18 protein-coding genes are annotated in these 15,516 nt (G+C 33.8%); 6 read left to right on the forward strand and 12 right to left on the reverse strand.

The features are described 5' to 3' along the window. Positions 1–43 precede the first annotated feature (43 nt). A complete protein-coding gene (locus tag ACQKP0_RS06745) occupies positions 44–1,699 on the forward strand; it encodes a glutamine--tRNA ligase/YqeY domain fusion protein (RefSeq protein WP_427405061.1) in 1,656 nt (551 codons plus the stop codon). 45 nt (positions 1,700–1,744) lie between these two features. Here the strand turns inward: ACQKP0_RS06745 and ACQKP0_RS06750 are convergent, their stop codons facing one another. The 5 genes from ACQKP0_RS06750 to ACQKP0_RS06770 all read right to left on the reverse strand — a co-directional run bounded on the left by ACQKP0_RS06750 (position 1,745) and on the right by ACQKP0_RS06770 (position 8,904). Further along, complete coding sequence (locus ACQKP0_RS06750; protein WP_427405062.1) at positions 1,745–2,599, reverse strand: amidohydrolase family protein; 855 nt, start codon at positions 2,597–2,599, stop codon at positions 1,745–1,747. Positions 2,600–2,610: 11 nt separating this feature from the next. Next, complete coding sequence (locus tag ACQKP0_RS06755; protein ID WP_427405063.1) at positions 2,611–5,673, reverse strand: GNAT family N-acetyltransferase; 3,063 nt, start codon at positions 5,671–5,673, stop codon at positions 2,611–2,613. Between the two features lie 231 nt (positions 5,674–5,904). Beyond that, the gene (locus ACQKP0_RS06760) at positions 5,905–6,399 is read right to left on the reverse strand and encodes a hypothetical protein (protein WP_427405064.1); all 495 of its coding nucleotides are present in this window, start codon (positions 6,397–6,399) and stop codon (positions 5,905–5,907) included. A gap of 47 nt (positions 6,400–6,446) precedes the next feature. Next, on the reverse strand, positions 6,447–8,135 hold the full coding sequence (locus ACQKP0_RS06765) for a formate--tetrahydrofolate ligase (RefSeq protein WP_427405065.1): 1,689 nt from the start codon (positions 8,133–8,135) through the stop codon (positions 6,447–6,449). 91 nt (positions 8,136–8,226) lie between these two features. Further along, entirely contained in the window at positions 8,227–8,904 is a 678-nt protein-coding gene (locus ACQKP0_RS06770) for a methyltransferase domain-containing protein (RefSeq protein ID WP_427405066.1), read from the reverse strand. 164 nt (positions 8,905–9,068) lie between these two features. Between ACQKP0_RS06770 and ACQKP0_RS06775 the strand changes: the two genes are divergently transcribed. Then, entirely contained in the window at positions 9,069–9,287 is a 219-nt protein-coding gene (locus ACQKP0_RS06775) for a DUF3892 domain-containing protein (protein ID WP_427405067.1), read from the forward strand. A 52-nt stretch (positions 9,288–9,339) separates the two neighbouring features. Here ACQKP0_RS06775 and mntR read toward each other — a convergent pair whose 3' ends face one another. Then, positions 9,340–9,765 (reverse strand): transcriptional regulator MntR, encoded by a 426-nt coding sequence (mntR, locus tag ACQKP0_RS06780; RefSeq protein WP_427405068.1) that lies wholly within the window; start codon positions 9,763–9,765, stop codon positions 9,340–9,342. Between the two features lie 402 nt (positions 9,766–10,167). On the opposite strand from mntR, the gene cspD reads away from it, so the two are divergent. Then, positions 10,168–10,368: a cold-shock protein CspD gene (gene cspD / locus ACQKP0_RS06785; protein WP_427405069.1), complete on the forward strand. Its 201-nt coding sequence runs from the start codon at positions 10,168–10,170 to the stop codon at positions 10,366–10,368. A gap of 69 nt (positions 10,369–10,437) precedes the next feature. Here the strand turns inward: cspD and ACQKP0_RS06790 are convergent, their stop codons facing one another. Together ACQKP0_RS06790 and ACQKP0_RS06795 are read right to left on the reverse strand one after the other, a co-directional pair. Then, positions 10,438–10,626 carry a zinc-finger domain-containing protein gene (locus ACQKP0_RS06790; RefSeq protein WP_427405321.1) on the reverse strand — a complete coding sequence of 63 codons (189 nt, stop codon included), beginning with the start codon at positions 10,624–10,626 and terminating at the stop codon, positions 10,438–10,440. A gap of 35 nt (positions 10,627–10,661) precedes the next feature. Then, a complete protein-coding gene (locus tag ACQKP0_RS06795) occupies positions 10,662–11,351 on the reverse strand; it encodes a reverse transcriptase-like protein (protein ID WP_427405070.1) in 690 nt (229 codons plus the stop codon). A 140-nt stretch (positions 11,352–11,491) separates the two neighbouring features. On the opposite strand from ACQKP0_RS06795, the gene ACQKP0_RS06800 reads away from it, so the two are divergent. Next, the gene (locus tag ACQKP0_RS06800) at positions 11,492–11,890 is read left to right on the forward strand and encodes a reverse transcriptase-like protein (protein ID WP_427405071.1); all 399 of its coding nucleotides are present in this window, start codon (positions 11,492–11,494) and stop codon (positions 11,888–11,890) included. A gap of 2 nt (positions 11,891–11,892) precedes the next feature. Beyond that, positions 11,893–12,810: a DMT family transporter gene (locus ACQKP0_RS06805; RefSeq protein ID WP_427405072.1), complete on the forward strand. Its 918-nt coding sequence runs from the start codon at positions 11,893–11,895 to the stop codon at positions 12,808–12,810. Between the two features lie 49 nt (positions 12,811–12,859). Here the strand turns inward: ACQKP0_RS06805 and ACQKP0_RS06810 are convergent, their stop codons facing one another. Then, positions 12,860–13,141: a DUF6123 family protein gene (locus ACQKP0_RS06810; protein ID WP_427405073.1), complete on the reverse strand. Its 282-nt coding sequence runs from the start codon at positions 13,139–13,141 to the stop codon at positions 12,860–12,862. A 137-nt stretch (positions 13,142–13,278) separates the two neighbouring features. Here ACQKP0_RS06810 and sspL point away from each other — a divergent pair, with 137 nt between their 5' ends. Continuing rightward, positions 13,279–13,413 (forward strand): small, acid-soluble spore protein L, encoded by a 135-nt coding sequence (gene sspL, locus ACQKP0_RS06815; protein ID WP_427405074.1) that lies wholly within the window; start codon positions 13,279–13,281, stop codon positions 13,411–13,413. A 62-nt stretch (positions 13,414–13,475) separates the two neighbouring features. Here sspL and ACQKP0_RS06820 read toward each other — a convergent pair whose 3' ends face one another. The 3 genes from ACQKP0_RS06820 to ACQKP0_RS06830 all read right to left on the reverse strand — a co-directional run bounded on the left by ACQKP0_RS06820 (position 13,476) and on the right by ACQKP0_RS06830 (position 15,511). Next, positions 13,476–14,378 (reverse strand): 5'-3' exonuclease, encoded by a 903-nt coding sequence (locus ACQKP0_RS06820; protein WP_427405075.1) that lies wholly within the window; start codon positions 14,376–14,378, stop codon positions 13,476–13,478. Positions 14,379–14,495: 117 nt separating this feature from the next. Continuing rightward, positions 14,496–15,326, reverse strand: a complete 831-nt coding sequence (locus ACQKP0_RS06825) for a sulfurtransferase (protein WP_427405076.1) — start codon at positions 15,324–15,326, stop codon at positions 14,496–14,498. Further along, positions 15,323–15,511, reverse strand: a complete 189-nt coding sequence (locus tag ACQKP0_RS06830; protein ID WP_427405077.1) for a hypothetical protein — start codon at positions 15,509–15,511, stop codon at positions 15,323–15,325. The genes ACQKP0_RS06825 and ACQKP0_RS06830 overlap by 4 nt, the downstream gene beginning before the upstream one ends. Positions 15,512–15,516: the final 5 nt, after the last annotated feature.

Raw genomic sequence — 15,516 nt, forward strand, 5'->3', positions numbered from 1 at the left:
TATTAGAATATCTAAAATGAAAGTGTTAGAAGGGTGATAGTAAATGGAGGAAAAAGTAATTCCATCTAATTTTATACGAAACATAATGATCGAAGACTTACAAAATGGAAAACACGACAAAATTATTACTCGTTTTCCACCAGAGCCAAATGGCTACTTACATATCGGGCATGCCAAATCAATATTTATTAACTTTTCTTTAGCTGATGAATTTAATGGGATAACAAATCTTCGTTTTGATGATACAAATCCATTAAAAGAAGATATCGAATATGTAAAATCGATAAAAGAAGATGTTAAATGGTTAGGCTATGATTGGGAAAATCTATGTTTTGCCTCAAATTATTTTGAAGAAATGTATGAACGTGCAGTACTTTTAATTAAAAAAGGACTAGCATATGTTGAAGATTTTTCTGCCGACGAAATTAGAGAAAACCGTGGGACATTAACTGAACCAGGGAAAGAAAGCCCTTCTAGAAATCGTAGTGTAGAAGAAAACCTTGATTTATTCGAACAAATGAAAAATGGTGCGTTTGCAAATGGAGAAAAGGTTTTACGGGCAAAAATCGATATGTCTTCACCAAATATTAATTTAAGGGACCCTGTTCTTTATCGTATTTCTCATGCAACACACCATAATACGGGCGATAAATGGTGTATTTACCCGATGTATGCTTTCGCCCATCCAATTGAAGATGCGATTGAGGGTGTTACTCATTCACTTTGTACAGTAGAGTTTGAGGATCAACGTCCTCTATACGATTGGGTTGTTGAGAAAAGTGAAATGGAATCAACGCCGAGACAAATTGAATTTGGCCGTTTAAATTTAACAAATACAGTAATGAGTAAGAGAAAGTTAAAATTATTAGTAGATGAAAATTTTGTAGACGGCTGGGATGACCCACGGTTACCAACGATTTCTGGTCTAAGACGCAGAGGGTATACCCCTGAAGCAATTCGTGCTTTTTGTGAAGAACTAGCAATCACAAAAGGGAGCGGTGCTGTAGATGTTCAATTGCTTGAGCATTTTATTCGCGAAGATTTAAAACTTAAAGCACCACGGACAATGGCAATTTTAAAACCATTAAAAGTTGTCATCACTAACTATCCCGAAGGCCAAGTCGAAATGCTTGATGCTGAAATAAATCCCGAGGTTCCTGAAATGGGAATGAGAAAAATCCCATTCTCTCGTGAAATTTATATTGAGCAAGAAGATTTTATGGAGAATCCACCGAAGAAGTACTTCCGTCTCTTCCCTGGTAATGAAGTACGCTTGAAGCACGCATACTTTATTAAATGTGAAGAAGTCATTAAGGATGAAAACGGTGAAGTAGTTGAGCTGCGCTGTACTTATGACCCTGAAACTAAAAGTGGTACTGGATTTACAGGAAGAAAAGTAAAGGGAACGATTCACTGGGTCGAAGCAACTAAAGCTCAACCAGCAGAATTTCGTCTTTATGATTCATTAATATTAGATGAAGAACAAGAGGATGATGGCGGTACTTTCCTTGACCATGTCAATCCAAACTCATTAGAAATAGCTAATGGCTTTGTTGAACCGAATATGGCAGATGCCAAACCACATGATAAGTTTCAATTTTTTAGACACGGATACTTTAATGTTGATCCAAAACATACCACTTCTGATTCATTAGTGTTTAACCGAGTAGTTTCATTAAAAAGTTCATTTAAATTATAGTCATTAAAAAAGAGGGTGACCGTGTCACCCTCTTTTAACTTTATACTATGAAATAAAATTTTTTATCTTTGGAAATACCTTTAATGCATTATTATAAAAAACATCTTCATAATATTTCTCTGGAATCATTTGTTTGATAAATTCGATATATGGCTTTATTGGTGCCAGCGGCCAATCGGTTCCGAACAGAAGCCGCTCGTAATGATCACAATAAACTAAGGCATGGCGTAAATGATCAAAAAATCTACCCTCAGAATAGCTTTTAAGATCTTTTTCTGGCCCCACTAGCAGACCGGATAAATCTGCAAACATATTCGAATTTTTATAAACAACTTCTGCCCCAGTTAATACCCAAGGATCTCCAAAATGTGCCATCATAAAGCGAACATTTCGATAACGAACTGCCACCTCATCAAGTGTCAGCGGATGAGCGTATTTTAGCAACCCACGCTCCGAATAGGTATCACCCGTATGAAACACAACGGGTAAATCATATTTTTCTGCTAAAACATATACTGAATGATAAACTTCATCATATGCATAAAAAGGATAATATCCTAAGTATATTTTTAAACCGACAACATTTTCTTTTTGTAGCTCTTTTTCCAACATGTGGATACTTTCATCGTTTAATGTGTATGGATTTATTCCAGCACAATAAACAATATTTCTTGGCAAAGACCTGCCCAAATCCAACCCCATTGGCGTTATTGCTTCAGGATCTGGAAAACCTATTCCTGATGTTTCAGTTAATCCCATCCCGATGCCTAGAACTACTCCAGCTTCTTCAAATTCCTTAATAATACCAGCCTTTGAATAATCCACAAATGAGTGGTGCTGCGCTGTCTCATGGAATGAGCGTATATTTGAAAAATGGATATGTGCATCAATGATTTTCACAGCGAACACTCCTAAAACTTAATCGATTTTAAGCTTTCGACAGTCTCTTTATCAAAAGGTTGTTCAGGAAACATTAAAAATATCGGTTCAGTACTATGTCTAATTCCCGGATCAATAGTTAAGTAATTCAACATACTCGTTAAAGCGATTTCTTCACTAAAAATACATTCAGAATCTAATGCATCATAGCTAGAAAATATTTGTAAGCACTGTGACCCATCACCATTTGTAATAGAATAAGGGTTGCTGGCTTGAATGATATGTTCCTCAGACCCAGCTCTAAAAAATTTCGAACCGGATTCTTCTTGTATCTGAAGATATGTGTCTTTTAATTGGTTATGCTTCAGCCACAATTCTGTACGAAAATATTGATGTATCGTTCGATTTGGATGCTCTAATTCTGTAAAATGAACAATAATTGGAACTCCTGGAATCGTTAAAAAGTATTGAACTGTTTTTAATCCCTTCCATTTTTCATGGGAAGTAATATTTGTTTCAATCGCAATACCTTCCCAATCATTATTATATTGATCCTGTCTTTTTACAAAATGTGTTATCGATGTTTCCTTTAAAAAAGAAAATAAACTTATTCCACTAACATAAGATCTAATTCCTCCTGCCCATGGATTCCACCATGCCTTTGGTTCAGGATTTGGATATGTCGTATCTAGCCATTCTTTTCCCTTATAGGTCAGAGAAAACATCGTTGGGAAGAAACTTGCAGCAGCTCTATATGTCAAATCACCATTTACAATTTCATATATAACCTGTTTATCGTCTTCAATCTTATTTGACTTAATTTTTGTTTCATTTTGATTTAAAAGAAGTAAAGATCCCTCAATCTTTTGCGATTCACTTTCTAATTCATATTTTAATGGAACGAAACCTAATTCGCTTGTATGATAGTTAAAAGATAAATCTTGATTATCTTCCTGATTCACCGCCACTTTACTAAGTTTTGAAGTTCCTTCTATAATCGTTAATGTTCCTTTAAAATAACGATTTTGACTTCTCTTTAATACGAGATTCATATCATTTTTGCTTGCAATGATTGGATTAGATAAACTCGTATTTAGTTGTACTTCCTTTGTAACGTGGTTGGATTTCCTTTCCTCTGCAAAAATTTGAAATTCTTCTACAGTCTTAATTGCTCCCAATGAAAAATGTATTGGTTTTGTTTGTAACTTCTCATTTGTAACAATACTCGCTACCTTTTCTTCTAGATATATTAACCATCCCTCAAAACCAAGCTTTACATGATCGTTCCAACTAATTCCATGTGGATCTTTACTATCATTTGAAAAAATCCAGTTTTCAGACACATCTTTGCTATTCAATTGTCCCCAGTCCGTAATTTTTGCATCATTAAAGTAAATGACTTCACCTTTTAAAGGGATAAAGGTTTTATTGATTTCATGACGAACAGGTTGATACACAAATAAATCAGTAAAAGTATTTTCGGATGTATTTTCGATCTCCATCCAATAGTTTAATAATCCTTCACCATATAACTCAAAACAAAGTACTATTTTCATAGACAATGGCTGATTTACTTCATAGTGAATTTTCATGGTAGCTGCCGAATTACTTTCATCATATTCAAAATATGATGCTTGCTTTTTTGTTAGTTCTCCTACATAAGGTTTCCCAAATTTAGGCGGTAATAAAATGGTTCGCTGTTCTAATGTTTGATCGCTTCCAAATGAAATAGCGTTATCTCTTTTTCTAACAATCACTTTATAAAACCCATTTTGTAAATAGTAAAATTCCTTATCATACCCTCCAGCTTTTACACCAAAGTTTGGAATTCCAAACGCTAGAGTTTCTTTCCATTGAAAAGTTTCATTTTCAGTTTGAACTTTTACTGTACATTCTGATTGCAGAAAACCATAATTTTTAACATGGAAAGGAATTTTCAATATCCCGATATCATTTACCATAATAGAATGGGTTAACTTATCCCATTCCACCAAAGAATTCGACGAAAATTCTACCGTAATTTCAGCATCTGTTTTTAAATGATTCTCAATTTCTAGATAACAATACTGATCTTTATTTGTTTCGTATTTTTTTGGTTTATATACTGCCTTTAACTTCATTGCTTTTTTTGGATACATGCCTATAGCAAAAATGGATGGTATACCATTTATTTTGACTTTCACTTCAGCCCTAGGATGGGTCACCCATTCATTCGGCTCTTCACCATCTTTAATAACGACAGGTAACAGCAATTTCTCTTCATTTTGAATGCTGACTTCCTTGTTTTCACTTACAACTATTCGTTCATTTTTAAGACCTTCTAGCATTAAATGCATAGGATTAGTTCCCTTATTTTTAACAAATAGCTGCAGCTTTGATTCACGGCCTTCAATTTGTGTATGCTGATCCAACATTACTTCTGCGAGAAAATCATTCGTCTCAATCAGGCGAAGACCTCTTCCGCTTCTTTCAATATGAATACGAAGATAATAATCAGCATTTCTCCAAACATATTCATAATAAGTAAACCCATTTTCCTTTATACCATCAGGCTTCACTTCAATTGCTCTAATATTATCTTTATACCAGTCTATATGTTTAAAATAAGGCTTAGTTATTTCATTTTGTAGGACCATTGGGATGAAATTCATTAAATGTGTGGTATCATCACGATCTTCCCAAAAGAATCCGCATTTTTTATATAAAGGGACTGCCTTCACATTACCTGGCCATGTATAAAGATCAATACGCGGAAAGCCTTGTTCTACTGTTTTTTCAACGGCTTTTAAAACAAGTAGTTTTCCAATCTTTTTCCCATGATAATCAGGATGTACATTTAATAATCGAATGTACAATGCATGAGTATCCTCTTTATATTCAGATATTCCGCAATATCCGACCACTTTATCACCGTCTAATGCAAGATATAAGTAAAGGTCCTCAGAATTAGCTTCCTGTTCCTTTACTTGTTCTTCCGTCTTGATGCTAGCATCCCCGCCCCAGCTATCACGACTTTCATTCCACATATCGGCAATCGACTTTGCTAAACCTTCATGATATTCAACTATTTTTATTGTTTCAGTCATTGATTTCATCAATTTCTTCCTCCCAAAATAAATCATTTTTTCCTATGTAGTGTCATCCTTATCCCTTTTTAAAATCTTTTTTGTTCTGAGTACCATACTTACCTTCTCCTTTCATCATATATTTGGAAGTTTTTTCTTCCTCCTGTAATACTAAAGTATTGTTAAACCTTTGTAAATACTTTTCAGAAAAATTCGCACGTTCTAAAAAAACAAAAAAACAGGCTATGAGCCTGTTTTCGCTTATCGCAACTTACCTAAGATTTCCACTGAATAATGAAGCATTTCAACTACATCATCAATCATGTCTTCTGTTATCAATCGAGTGAAATCAATCTTGATTTCTTCCTTTGTACCATGTAATGATGAAAAGATTCTTCTTTCATCATAGGTATAATCGGGTCCCCAATGATCTTTTATTATTTTAAAATATTGTTTAGCCTTTTCATTTAATTCCCAAGAATAAGAAATAGTCGCAAATACCCCGAAATGTGATTGATTACCTAATTTTAAAATCTCCGAAGCTAATTGATTTAGTTTTGCTTCAAGAGAAATTGTAGCAAAAACAGATGCCTGCCCATATAAAGAATAGGTTATTTCGTATAATCTTGACAGTGTAGCAAGATCTACTATATCTTTTCGATTGACAACTCGGATTTTTCCACCTAGATCAAGATCGTATGTTGCCCCTTCTAAAACAACCTTCATATTTTCAAATGCAGTTGGATCAAAAATCATTATTTCCTCCGAATAGACTGTCCTTATCAATTATTAATGAATATTATTTAGAAAAGTCCAGTTGCTCTTCCATTTTCATCCACATTCATTTGATAGGCCGCAGGTTTTTTCGGTAGACCCGGCATAGTCATAACATCACCTGTTAGAGCAACAATAAAACCTGCCCCTAATTTTGGTTTTAATTCACGGACATGGACTGTAAAATTAGTTGGACGCCCTAGTTTACTTGGATCATCTGATAATGAATACTGTGTTTTTGCCATACAAACAGGTAAATGACTCCAACCTAATTCTTCAAATTCTTTTAATTGTTTTATCGCTTTTGTAGAAAATTCTACATCAGATCCCCCATATACTTTTTGGACAATTGTTTTTATTTTTTCTTTAATTGGAACTCCTAAATCGTATAAGTATTCGAACTTATGATTATTACGTTCAATTTCTTTCAATACTAGTTCCCCAAGTGCTAATCCGCCTTGGCCACCTTTTTCCCATACTTCGGTTAATGCTACTGGCACAGAGCGACCATGGCACCACTTAGTAAGAGTAGAAATTTCTTCTTCCGTATCAGTAATAAAACGATTGACCGCAACAATAATTGGTAAGCCAAATTGTTTAATCGTTTCTATATGTTTTTGTAAATTCTCTAAACCCTTTTCTAATGCCTGAACATCTTCAAATTGTAATTGTGTTTTTGATAAGCCTCCATGCATTTTTAATGCTCTAATTGTCGCAACAATAACAACAGCATCTGGTTTTATTCCAGCAGCTCTTGATTTAATATCTAAAAATTTTTCAGCACCTAAATCAGCACCAAATCCTGCTTCTGTTACCACATAATCACCTAGTTTTAATGCTGTTTTGGTTGCCATTACACTATTACAGCCATGTGCAATATTGGCGAATGGCCCGCCATGTACAAGTGCAGGTGTATGCTCGATCGTTTGAACTAGATTTGGTTTCAATGCATCTTTTAATAATAAGGTAAGAGCTCCTTCAACACCTAAATCTCCAACTGTAACAGGTTGTTTTGATGAATTATAGCCGATTACCATTTTAGCAAGCCTCTGTTTTAAATCCTCGATGCTTGTTGCTAAACATAGGACTGCCATAATCTCCGAAGCAACTGTTATATCAAACCCATCCTCACGTGGAACTCCCTGTGTAGGTCCACCAAGCCCAATAATAATTTGACGTAAGGCACGATCATTTAAATCAAGTGCTCGTTTCCAAACTATACGCCTTTGATCGAGTTGTAGTTGATTCCCTTGATGAATATGATTGTCCATTAATGCAGCGAGCGCATTATTAGCAGCTGTAATAGCATGTAAATCACCTGTAAAGTGAAGATTGATATCTTCCATAGGAACTACCTGTGCATATCCTCCACCTGTTGCACCGCCTTTCATTCCCATTGTAGGACCAAGTGACGGTTCTCTTAAGGCAATCATCGTCTTCTTTCCTAGCATACTCAAAGCGTCTCCCAGACCTACAGTAACAGTAGATTTCCCTTCCCCAGCTGGAGTTGGATTGATTGATGTAACTAAGATTAATTTACCGTCTTTTTCATTTTTTAAGCTATTTATCTTTTCATATGTAATTTTCGCTTTATATTTTCCATAATAATCAAAATCATCTTCAGTAAGTCCGATTTTTTCGGCAATTTCTTTTATTGGGAGTAAACTGGACTCTTGAGCAATTTCAATATCTGATTTAACTGTTTTTCCGTTTTTCAAAATATCTGCCCCCTAATCATAAATAATCTCATCCACATTTTAACATTCATATCATACTTTGTCTTAAAAAAGAAACAAGTATCATTTAATTTTAACCATCTTTTCTTAGTACAAACAGAGTCATAAATGTTAAGGCTTGAGTCAAGTCCTTTGATAATCCCTTTAAGTGATTCTCTGTCACACCTCTCTTATATACTCCTTTTTCAGCTATTTTTTTCCAGCCATTTTCAGTGGCAAGTTTTAAAAACTCCCATGGCATCATTGTATTACAAATAATATTTTCCCCCTCCAACCGAGGGAAACTATTTATTCGAGGTTTTGCTGTCGGTCCTAATATTCCAAAACATCCATAGCCGTCTTTTTGAACCACTCTAAAGATTTCATTTAATGCAGCCAACGGATTCTCTGTCCACTCCAATGAATTGATTGCTAAAACACCTGTAAACTCTTCATTTTTAAATGGAAGCTCCATAATATTTCCTTGTAAAAAGATTAAATCTTCGTTTTCTTGTTTTTTAGCAATATCTATCATTTTCTCTGATATATCCAAACCAACCACTTGATAACCCGTCTTATTTAATAACGATGAACCATACCCATCTCCACACCCTAAATCAACAATTTTTCCTTTTGGAATATGTTCCTTAAAAAAAGGAATAATATCTTGCCTACTTCCATGGTCCCACATACCCTTACTATTTGAATGCCAAAACTCTGCATTTTCATCCCATTGACTTTTCGAGGCATCTTCCCAAGAAAACGTTTTCATTTACTCCCTCCCACACGGTTATCTATTCAAGTGAAACTACTCTTTCATTATATACTTTTTCAAAACAAATTGATCTGAATAAAAACATTATGTTTATTTTTTTGGAAATTTCGCAAAGATAATATTAATAATATCCGGATAATTTAAAAAGGGAGTGATATTGATTGGAACACATTATGAAGGTACAACGTAATGATGTTGGAGAAATTATTAGTTTTCTAACATCTACAGGAAGAATCATATCTTATCGAAAAGCTTTAATGGAAGCAGAGAATGGGACTCTCCAAGGTGTTAATATTATTATTGATCAATACGGAATTGCTAGTTTATGCAGCGAGGATGAAAATGACATAAATTTCTCTGAATACCCAACGATATTTTAAACTGATAAAAAAACTATACCTAAAATAAAAAAGAACCGGCAAACGGTTCTTTTTATGCTTCTTCCTCGCCATTTAATTGTAATTGTCTTAATGCATTTACCCTTTCAGGATCTTCTTCAAAAAATTGGACTAAATCACCTATTCGATCAATTGAATTCCAGCTTAAATGGTGTTCAATCCCTTCAACATCTTGATAAATATTTTCCTCTTTAACTCCAATTATATTAAGAAACTGCTCTAATAAATCATGTCGTTCTACGAGACGCTTCCCTATTTTCTTTCCTTTATGTGTAAGTACCAAACCACGATATTTTTCATAAACTAAATATTCATCCTTATCGAGCTTTTGAACCATTTTCGTTACTGAGGAGGGATGTACCGAAAGGGCATCTGCAATATCCGAAACTCTGGCATATCCTTTATTTTCAATCAATAAATAAATTTGTTCAATATAGTCTTCCATACTTGGTGTAGGCATCCCTAAACCCCCATTTATAAAGATAAAAAAGTAAATACAGCTGCAAAAAAACCTCTAATTATATTATTGTTAAACGTGAACATTTATGTAATTTCTATAAAAAAAGTTAGAGGAATAAATTAAAGCAAACCCGTACATAAAAAAGTTTACTATACTTACCACGATTAAACAAGGAATCCTATATTCTTTAGTTTCAATGAATTTTTTTACAACTTATCGAAAAATTCATAGGATTTTATTTTTAATCCAATGTTTTCTTGACTGAATTTCCTACTTGGTGTATATTAAATTTATCATTAATTAGTATGAATATTTCTTTTCTTTAGAAATTTCAGCACCTAATTAATGCACAATATTTTTTCTTGGCACTTAGTGCTGTAAGATTTAGGAGGAATAAGAACTATGCAAAACGGTAAAGTAAAATGGTTTAACAATGAAAAGGGTTATGGTTTTATCGAAGTAGAAGGCGGAGATGATGTTTTCGTTCATTTCACAGCTATTCAAGGTGAAGGTTTTAAATCTTTAGAAGAAGGCCAAGAAGTTTCTTTCGAAATCGTTGAAGGAAATCGTGGACCTCAAGCCGCTAACGTTACAAAAAAATAATCTTATAAATTAACAGGCTGACATCTGTAGTCAGCCTTTTTGGTTTTTTATATGATTAGCTTTTTTAAGTTATATTTTTTTTAACTCCAACTGATTACCAAATTTCCTCAGCTGTTCACCAACCGTACACTTCTGAATGCAAAATTGATGAGCATATGTTTTACTAAATTCCTTTCGCAATGATGACTTTACCAAGCATCCATCGCAATAGGCTGTTAAGATTGCATTCATTTCTTCTAATATTAATTTTCGTTCCATCAAATCAACCTTTCTATTCATACCCTAAAACACTTCTATATCTCAGTATGACTGTATACCACCTTATTATTCAATGCTTGAGTAGCAAGTTGGTCCGCTTCCTTATTTTGTTTCCGTGATATTGATTCATAGCTGGGCTTTAACCCCAAATTATTTATTTTCTCCTCAATACGGTCTAACCATCGATTCAATATCTTTTCAAAACACGGCCACTCACCAGATAATTGTTTCAAAATACCTTGTGAATCTCCACGGAAAGTGCAAGGAGTTTGTTTAGCGTTAATTTTCTCAAGTAACAATACAGCATTGTATAAAGCAGCATATTCCGCTTCATTATTTGTTCCAAGTTCATCTAATTTTTGATTTGCTCGAATCCGATAATGTTTTTCACCTTTATCATAGTAAATTACTATTCCAACCCCAGCTGATCCTGTCTCTCGATCAAACCCTCCATCAAAATAAATGATAATATTGTTTGGTTCATTTTCGATTTTATTTTTTAATTTCATAAATTCCTTTTTTGTCCATTCATTTCCCATTTCATCGAGAACACTTATCTCAACAGTTCTTCCAGTTTTCATAAAATCTTCTATTAAAAGCTCAATTCCTTGCCTTGAAGTCCATTCAGATTCTAATAAAATCGAATCTGTTTTTGGCCCCTTATATCGCCATCTAATTTTAAACTTCATATTATTTTTCCCTTCAAATTTAATTGTACCTTTCATTGCTTACTCCAATAAAAGGTTTTCATTTATTATTATAATTTTTCATATTACAATATAATTATTATCATTTGTTTAGGTTTTTTCTTTTATTAAAGGAGTTTTATTTAACTCTTCAATAATTACTTGAAGGAGTGTAGGCATTGATTGAGGTGTACATAGATGGAGCAAGTGCCGGTGATCCCGGTAACAGTGGTGCAGGGATATTCATTAAAAACAATGGTCAAGTTGAAAAATATGCAATACCACTTGGGGTCCTAAATAATCATGAGGCTGAATACCATGCATTAATAAAAGCACTGGAAATTTGTAGACAAAATCATTTTAAGATTATTTCAGTCCGTTCCGATTCAACAGCAGTTGTAAATGCTGTTGAAAAAGAATATGCAAAAAAAGAAAAATATAGAATCCTCTTAAATCAAATATTGTCTTTATCTAAAGACTTCGACCTTTTTTTTATTAAGTGGATACCAAGTTCAGAAAATAGAAGTGCTGATGAACTGGCAAGAAAAGCCATACATCTTAATGACAAAGTGAGGTGAGCGTGTTGAACAAAAAACTTGCAGCAGAGGTCTCTCTTTTATTTGTTGCCTTTATTTGGGGTGCTACCTTTGTCATTGTACAAAATGCTATCGATATTTTACCCCCTTTATTATTTAATGCGATTCGTTTTTTTATTGCAGGAATTATTATCTTTCTTTTTTATTTAATTAAAAATAGGGGAAAAATAACGATAAAGTGGTTTTCGCTATTTCCCGGATTAATCCTTGGAAGCTGCCTATTTATCGGATACTCATTGCAAACGATTGGTTTACTTTACACAACTCCATCCAAAGCTGGATTTATTACTGGATTAAGCGTAGTTATGGTACCCATCTTAGCATTTATCTTTTTAAAAATCAGGCCACAGGTATCAGCAATTTTAGGCTCTATCGCTGCTGCTTTTGGTTTATATTTACTTGCTGTAAAAAATTCCAGTCCGTTTTCTATTGGGGATTTTTATGTTTTTCTTTGTACCTTTGGATTTGCTTTTCATATTATTCTTACGGATCGCTTTGCTAAACGTGTTCCAGTATTGTTGCTTACTACCATTCAAATCTTAACTGTTGCCGTACTTTGTATGTTTAGCTCATTGTTTTTTGAAGATTGGAAAATAGTGTTAGATGTAAAAACTTTTTTCTCTCCTTCTTTGCTTTTTGCTATATTGATTACATCGTTACTTGGAACGGCTGCCGCATTTTTTATTCAAACTTTTTCGCAAAAAGATACTTCACCAACTAGGGTTGCTATCATTTTAGCAATGGAACCTGTATTTGCAGCAATCACTTCTTATTTTTGGATCAACGAACGATTAACCGCAGCAGCTAGCATTGGATGCCTACTTATTTTATTTGGAATGATTATTGCCGAGATTCCCATAGGTAATAAACGTCTATTCACATTAAAAAGAAAAATATCCTAACCAAATATAAGATTGAAAAAAGTGCATTCTAAAATTAGAATGCACTTTCTTATGCTGGTAATAATCCTAATTCCTGTACATATGAATATGCCTGTTTTCTCGTTTCTATATTTTGCTTTTTAAATGTTTCTAACAAAGACATGTAAAAACTGCCGTCAAAATGCTTTTGCGTTTTTAATGTAATTTCAATTGCTGCCTTGATACTTTGATCGGATGCTTTTGTGTATTGCTTTCCAAAATATATAAAACCTATAACATCCTCTTCAAATTTAAAACCTTTTTCTCTTAAAAAAATTATATAATCATCTAACGAGTTGTTTCCTTCTTTCAAAATTATTCCTCCACTCCCCTATGCAAATCCTATTTTATTTTACCTTAATTTAGATTAAGTGACTATAACCTTTTTATGAATGGATTGTTCATTAATTTTTTTAATTAGGAGAATCTAAAATAACGGAGGTGATTATTTTGGGTAAGAAAAATAATACTCGAGGAAAGATCGCACCTGGAGTTAACCCACAAGGCTGGGGTCAAGATACAGAGTTTGCAGAGGAACCAAAGTCAAAGCTTGAAAATGCAGCAAAAAAGTTAAACAAAAAATAGATTGTCTTTTATACAGGAAAAGCAGTCAATAAATTGGCTGCTTTTCCTACAGTTTTCAATATTTAAGCATGTTCTACACGTTCCACCCAGTTTGATTGTAAAAGATGGCGTCTAATGCTTTTTAATTCAAGATCTTCAATTAAATTGATAAATGTATTAGGTATATTTTTTCTTAAAGATGTATTTAGTGCGAATTCAATAGGAACATTACAATTAATTTCGGCTAATTGACGAGATAAATGGAGCATATCGATATCGTCCTCAATTTTTTTCCTCTGACCCGAAGTTAATTGGGCAATATTCTCAAGCAACCCTTCAATCGAACCATACTCTTTAATTAATTTCAGAGCTGTTTTTTCTCCGATGCCCTTTACACCTGGATATCCATCACTTGTATCACCCATTAAAGCCTTTACATCAATAAATTGTCCAGGTGTGATCCCAAGTTCCTCTACAAACATTGAATGGGAATAACTTTTATAGTTGCCAAATCCCTTTTGAAGAATTCGAACCTCAATATTTTCGTCAAGAAGCTGTAACAAGTCACGGTCCCCTGTTAATATGCTGACATTTGCCTCACTATGCATTGCTTTAGCGATTGTTCCGATACAATCATCAGCCTCAAAGCCGACAATCCCATGGTTTGGTAAATCGAAAGCTTCAACAACGTCTTTCACTAAATCAAATTGTGGAATTAGTTCAATAGGCGGAGCTGCACGGTTTGCTTTGTATCCATTAAACATTTCATTTCGGAAGGTTTTACTTCCCATATCCCAGCAAACTGCCGCATGAGTAGGTTCCATCTCTTCGAGCGCATAAAATAAATGACGCATAAATCCTTGTACAGCATTTGTCGGCATCCCTTTTGAATTTACCATAAATTGTCCTGAAACTGCAGTGGCATAAAAAGCACGAAAAAGTAATGCCATCCCATCAACTAATAACAAATGTGGTTTATTATCCATCTTTTCACCTCATATACTAAAAACATTTATGTTAATGTATCATTTCTACAAAAATTCACTACCTATTATAACATGAAAGGACAAAGTGTGTTTATACACCTTGTCCTACAAATTCAACTATAAATCTGTTTCAATAGGATTTTCATCATAAGAAACCCAATCAGAGTAACTTCCAGGATATAATTTGATATGTGTATATCCTGCTTCTAGTAAAGCGATAATATTCGGAGTTGCGGTTACTCCAGAGCCACAATAAACGATGATTGAATCTGATGGTTTTATATCTTTAAACCGTTCTTTTTGCTCTTCGGCTGATTTCCAGTAACCCTTATGAAATCCTTCCGTCCAGACTTTATTTATAGCTCCTGGGATGTGTCCAGCTTTTTTATCAATTGGCTCTTCCAAACCTATATAACGATTGTGTGCTCGCGAGTCAATTAATATTGTTTTTTGTTCCTCTATATTATTTTTTATGTCTATCATTTTGGCAACCATATTATCCTGTAAAGAAACGGTAAAACAAGTATTTTTAAAGCTTGGTAAAATATTATCTACAGGGTATTGTTTTAAATTCCAAGCTTTAATACCGCCATTTAATATCTGAACATCTTTATGACCTAAATAAGTGAGTATCCACCAAAATCTGCTGGCATATTCGCCGCCGCCATCATCATAAGCGACCACTTTTACCCCATCATCAATCCCAGCGTTTTCGAGTTTTTCTTTAATTTGATCAATTTTGGGCAGCGGATGTCTGCCGCCATGCTTTTCTGGTGAACTAGATAAGTCTTTTTCCAAATCAAAATAGACTGCACCAGGTATATGATTTTCTTTGTATTCTTTTACACCTAAATGAGGATCAGATAATGAAAATCGGCAATCGACTATTCTTATATTATCCTGATATAAGTTTTCTCTTAGCCAATCGATTTCTACTATATATTTCAACAAGACTCCCTCCGTTCCTTGTCTATTAATTTCTTAATATGCTCTTTCGGATTCCAGCAGTTAAATGTATAGTTCGGTTTAGTCTGATAGCCTAATCTTTGACAGTAATAACTCATACCTTGTTCCGTTTTCTCTGCTAAGAAATGAATACAAGTTGCACATGCATGGAAACGATTTTGCTTCATGAAAA

It is taken from the genome of Heyndrickxia sp. NPDC080065 (assembly GCF_050281185.1).
Lineage (GTDB): Bacteria > Bacillota > Bacilli > Bacillales > Bacillaceae_C > Heyndrickxia.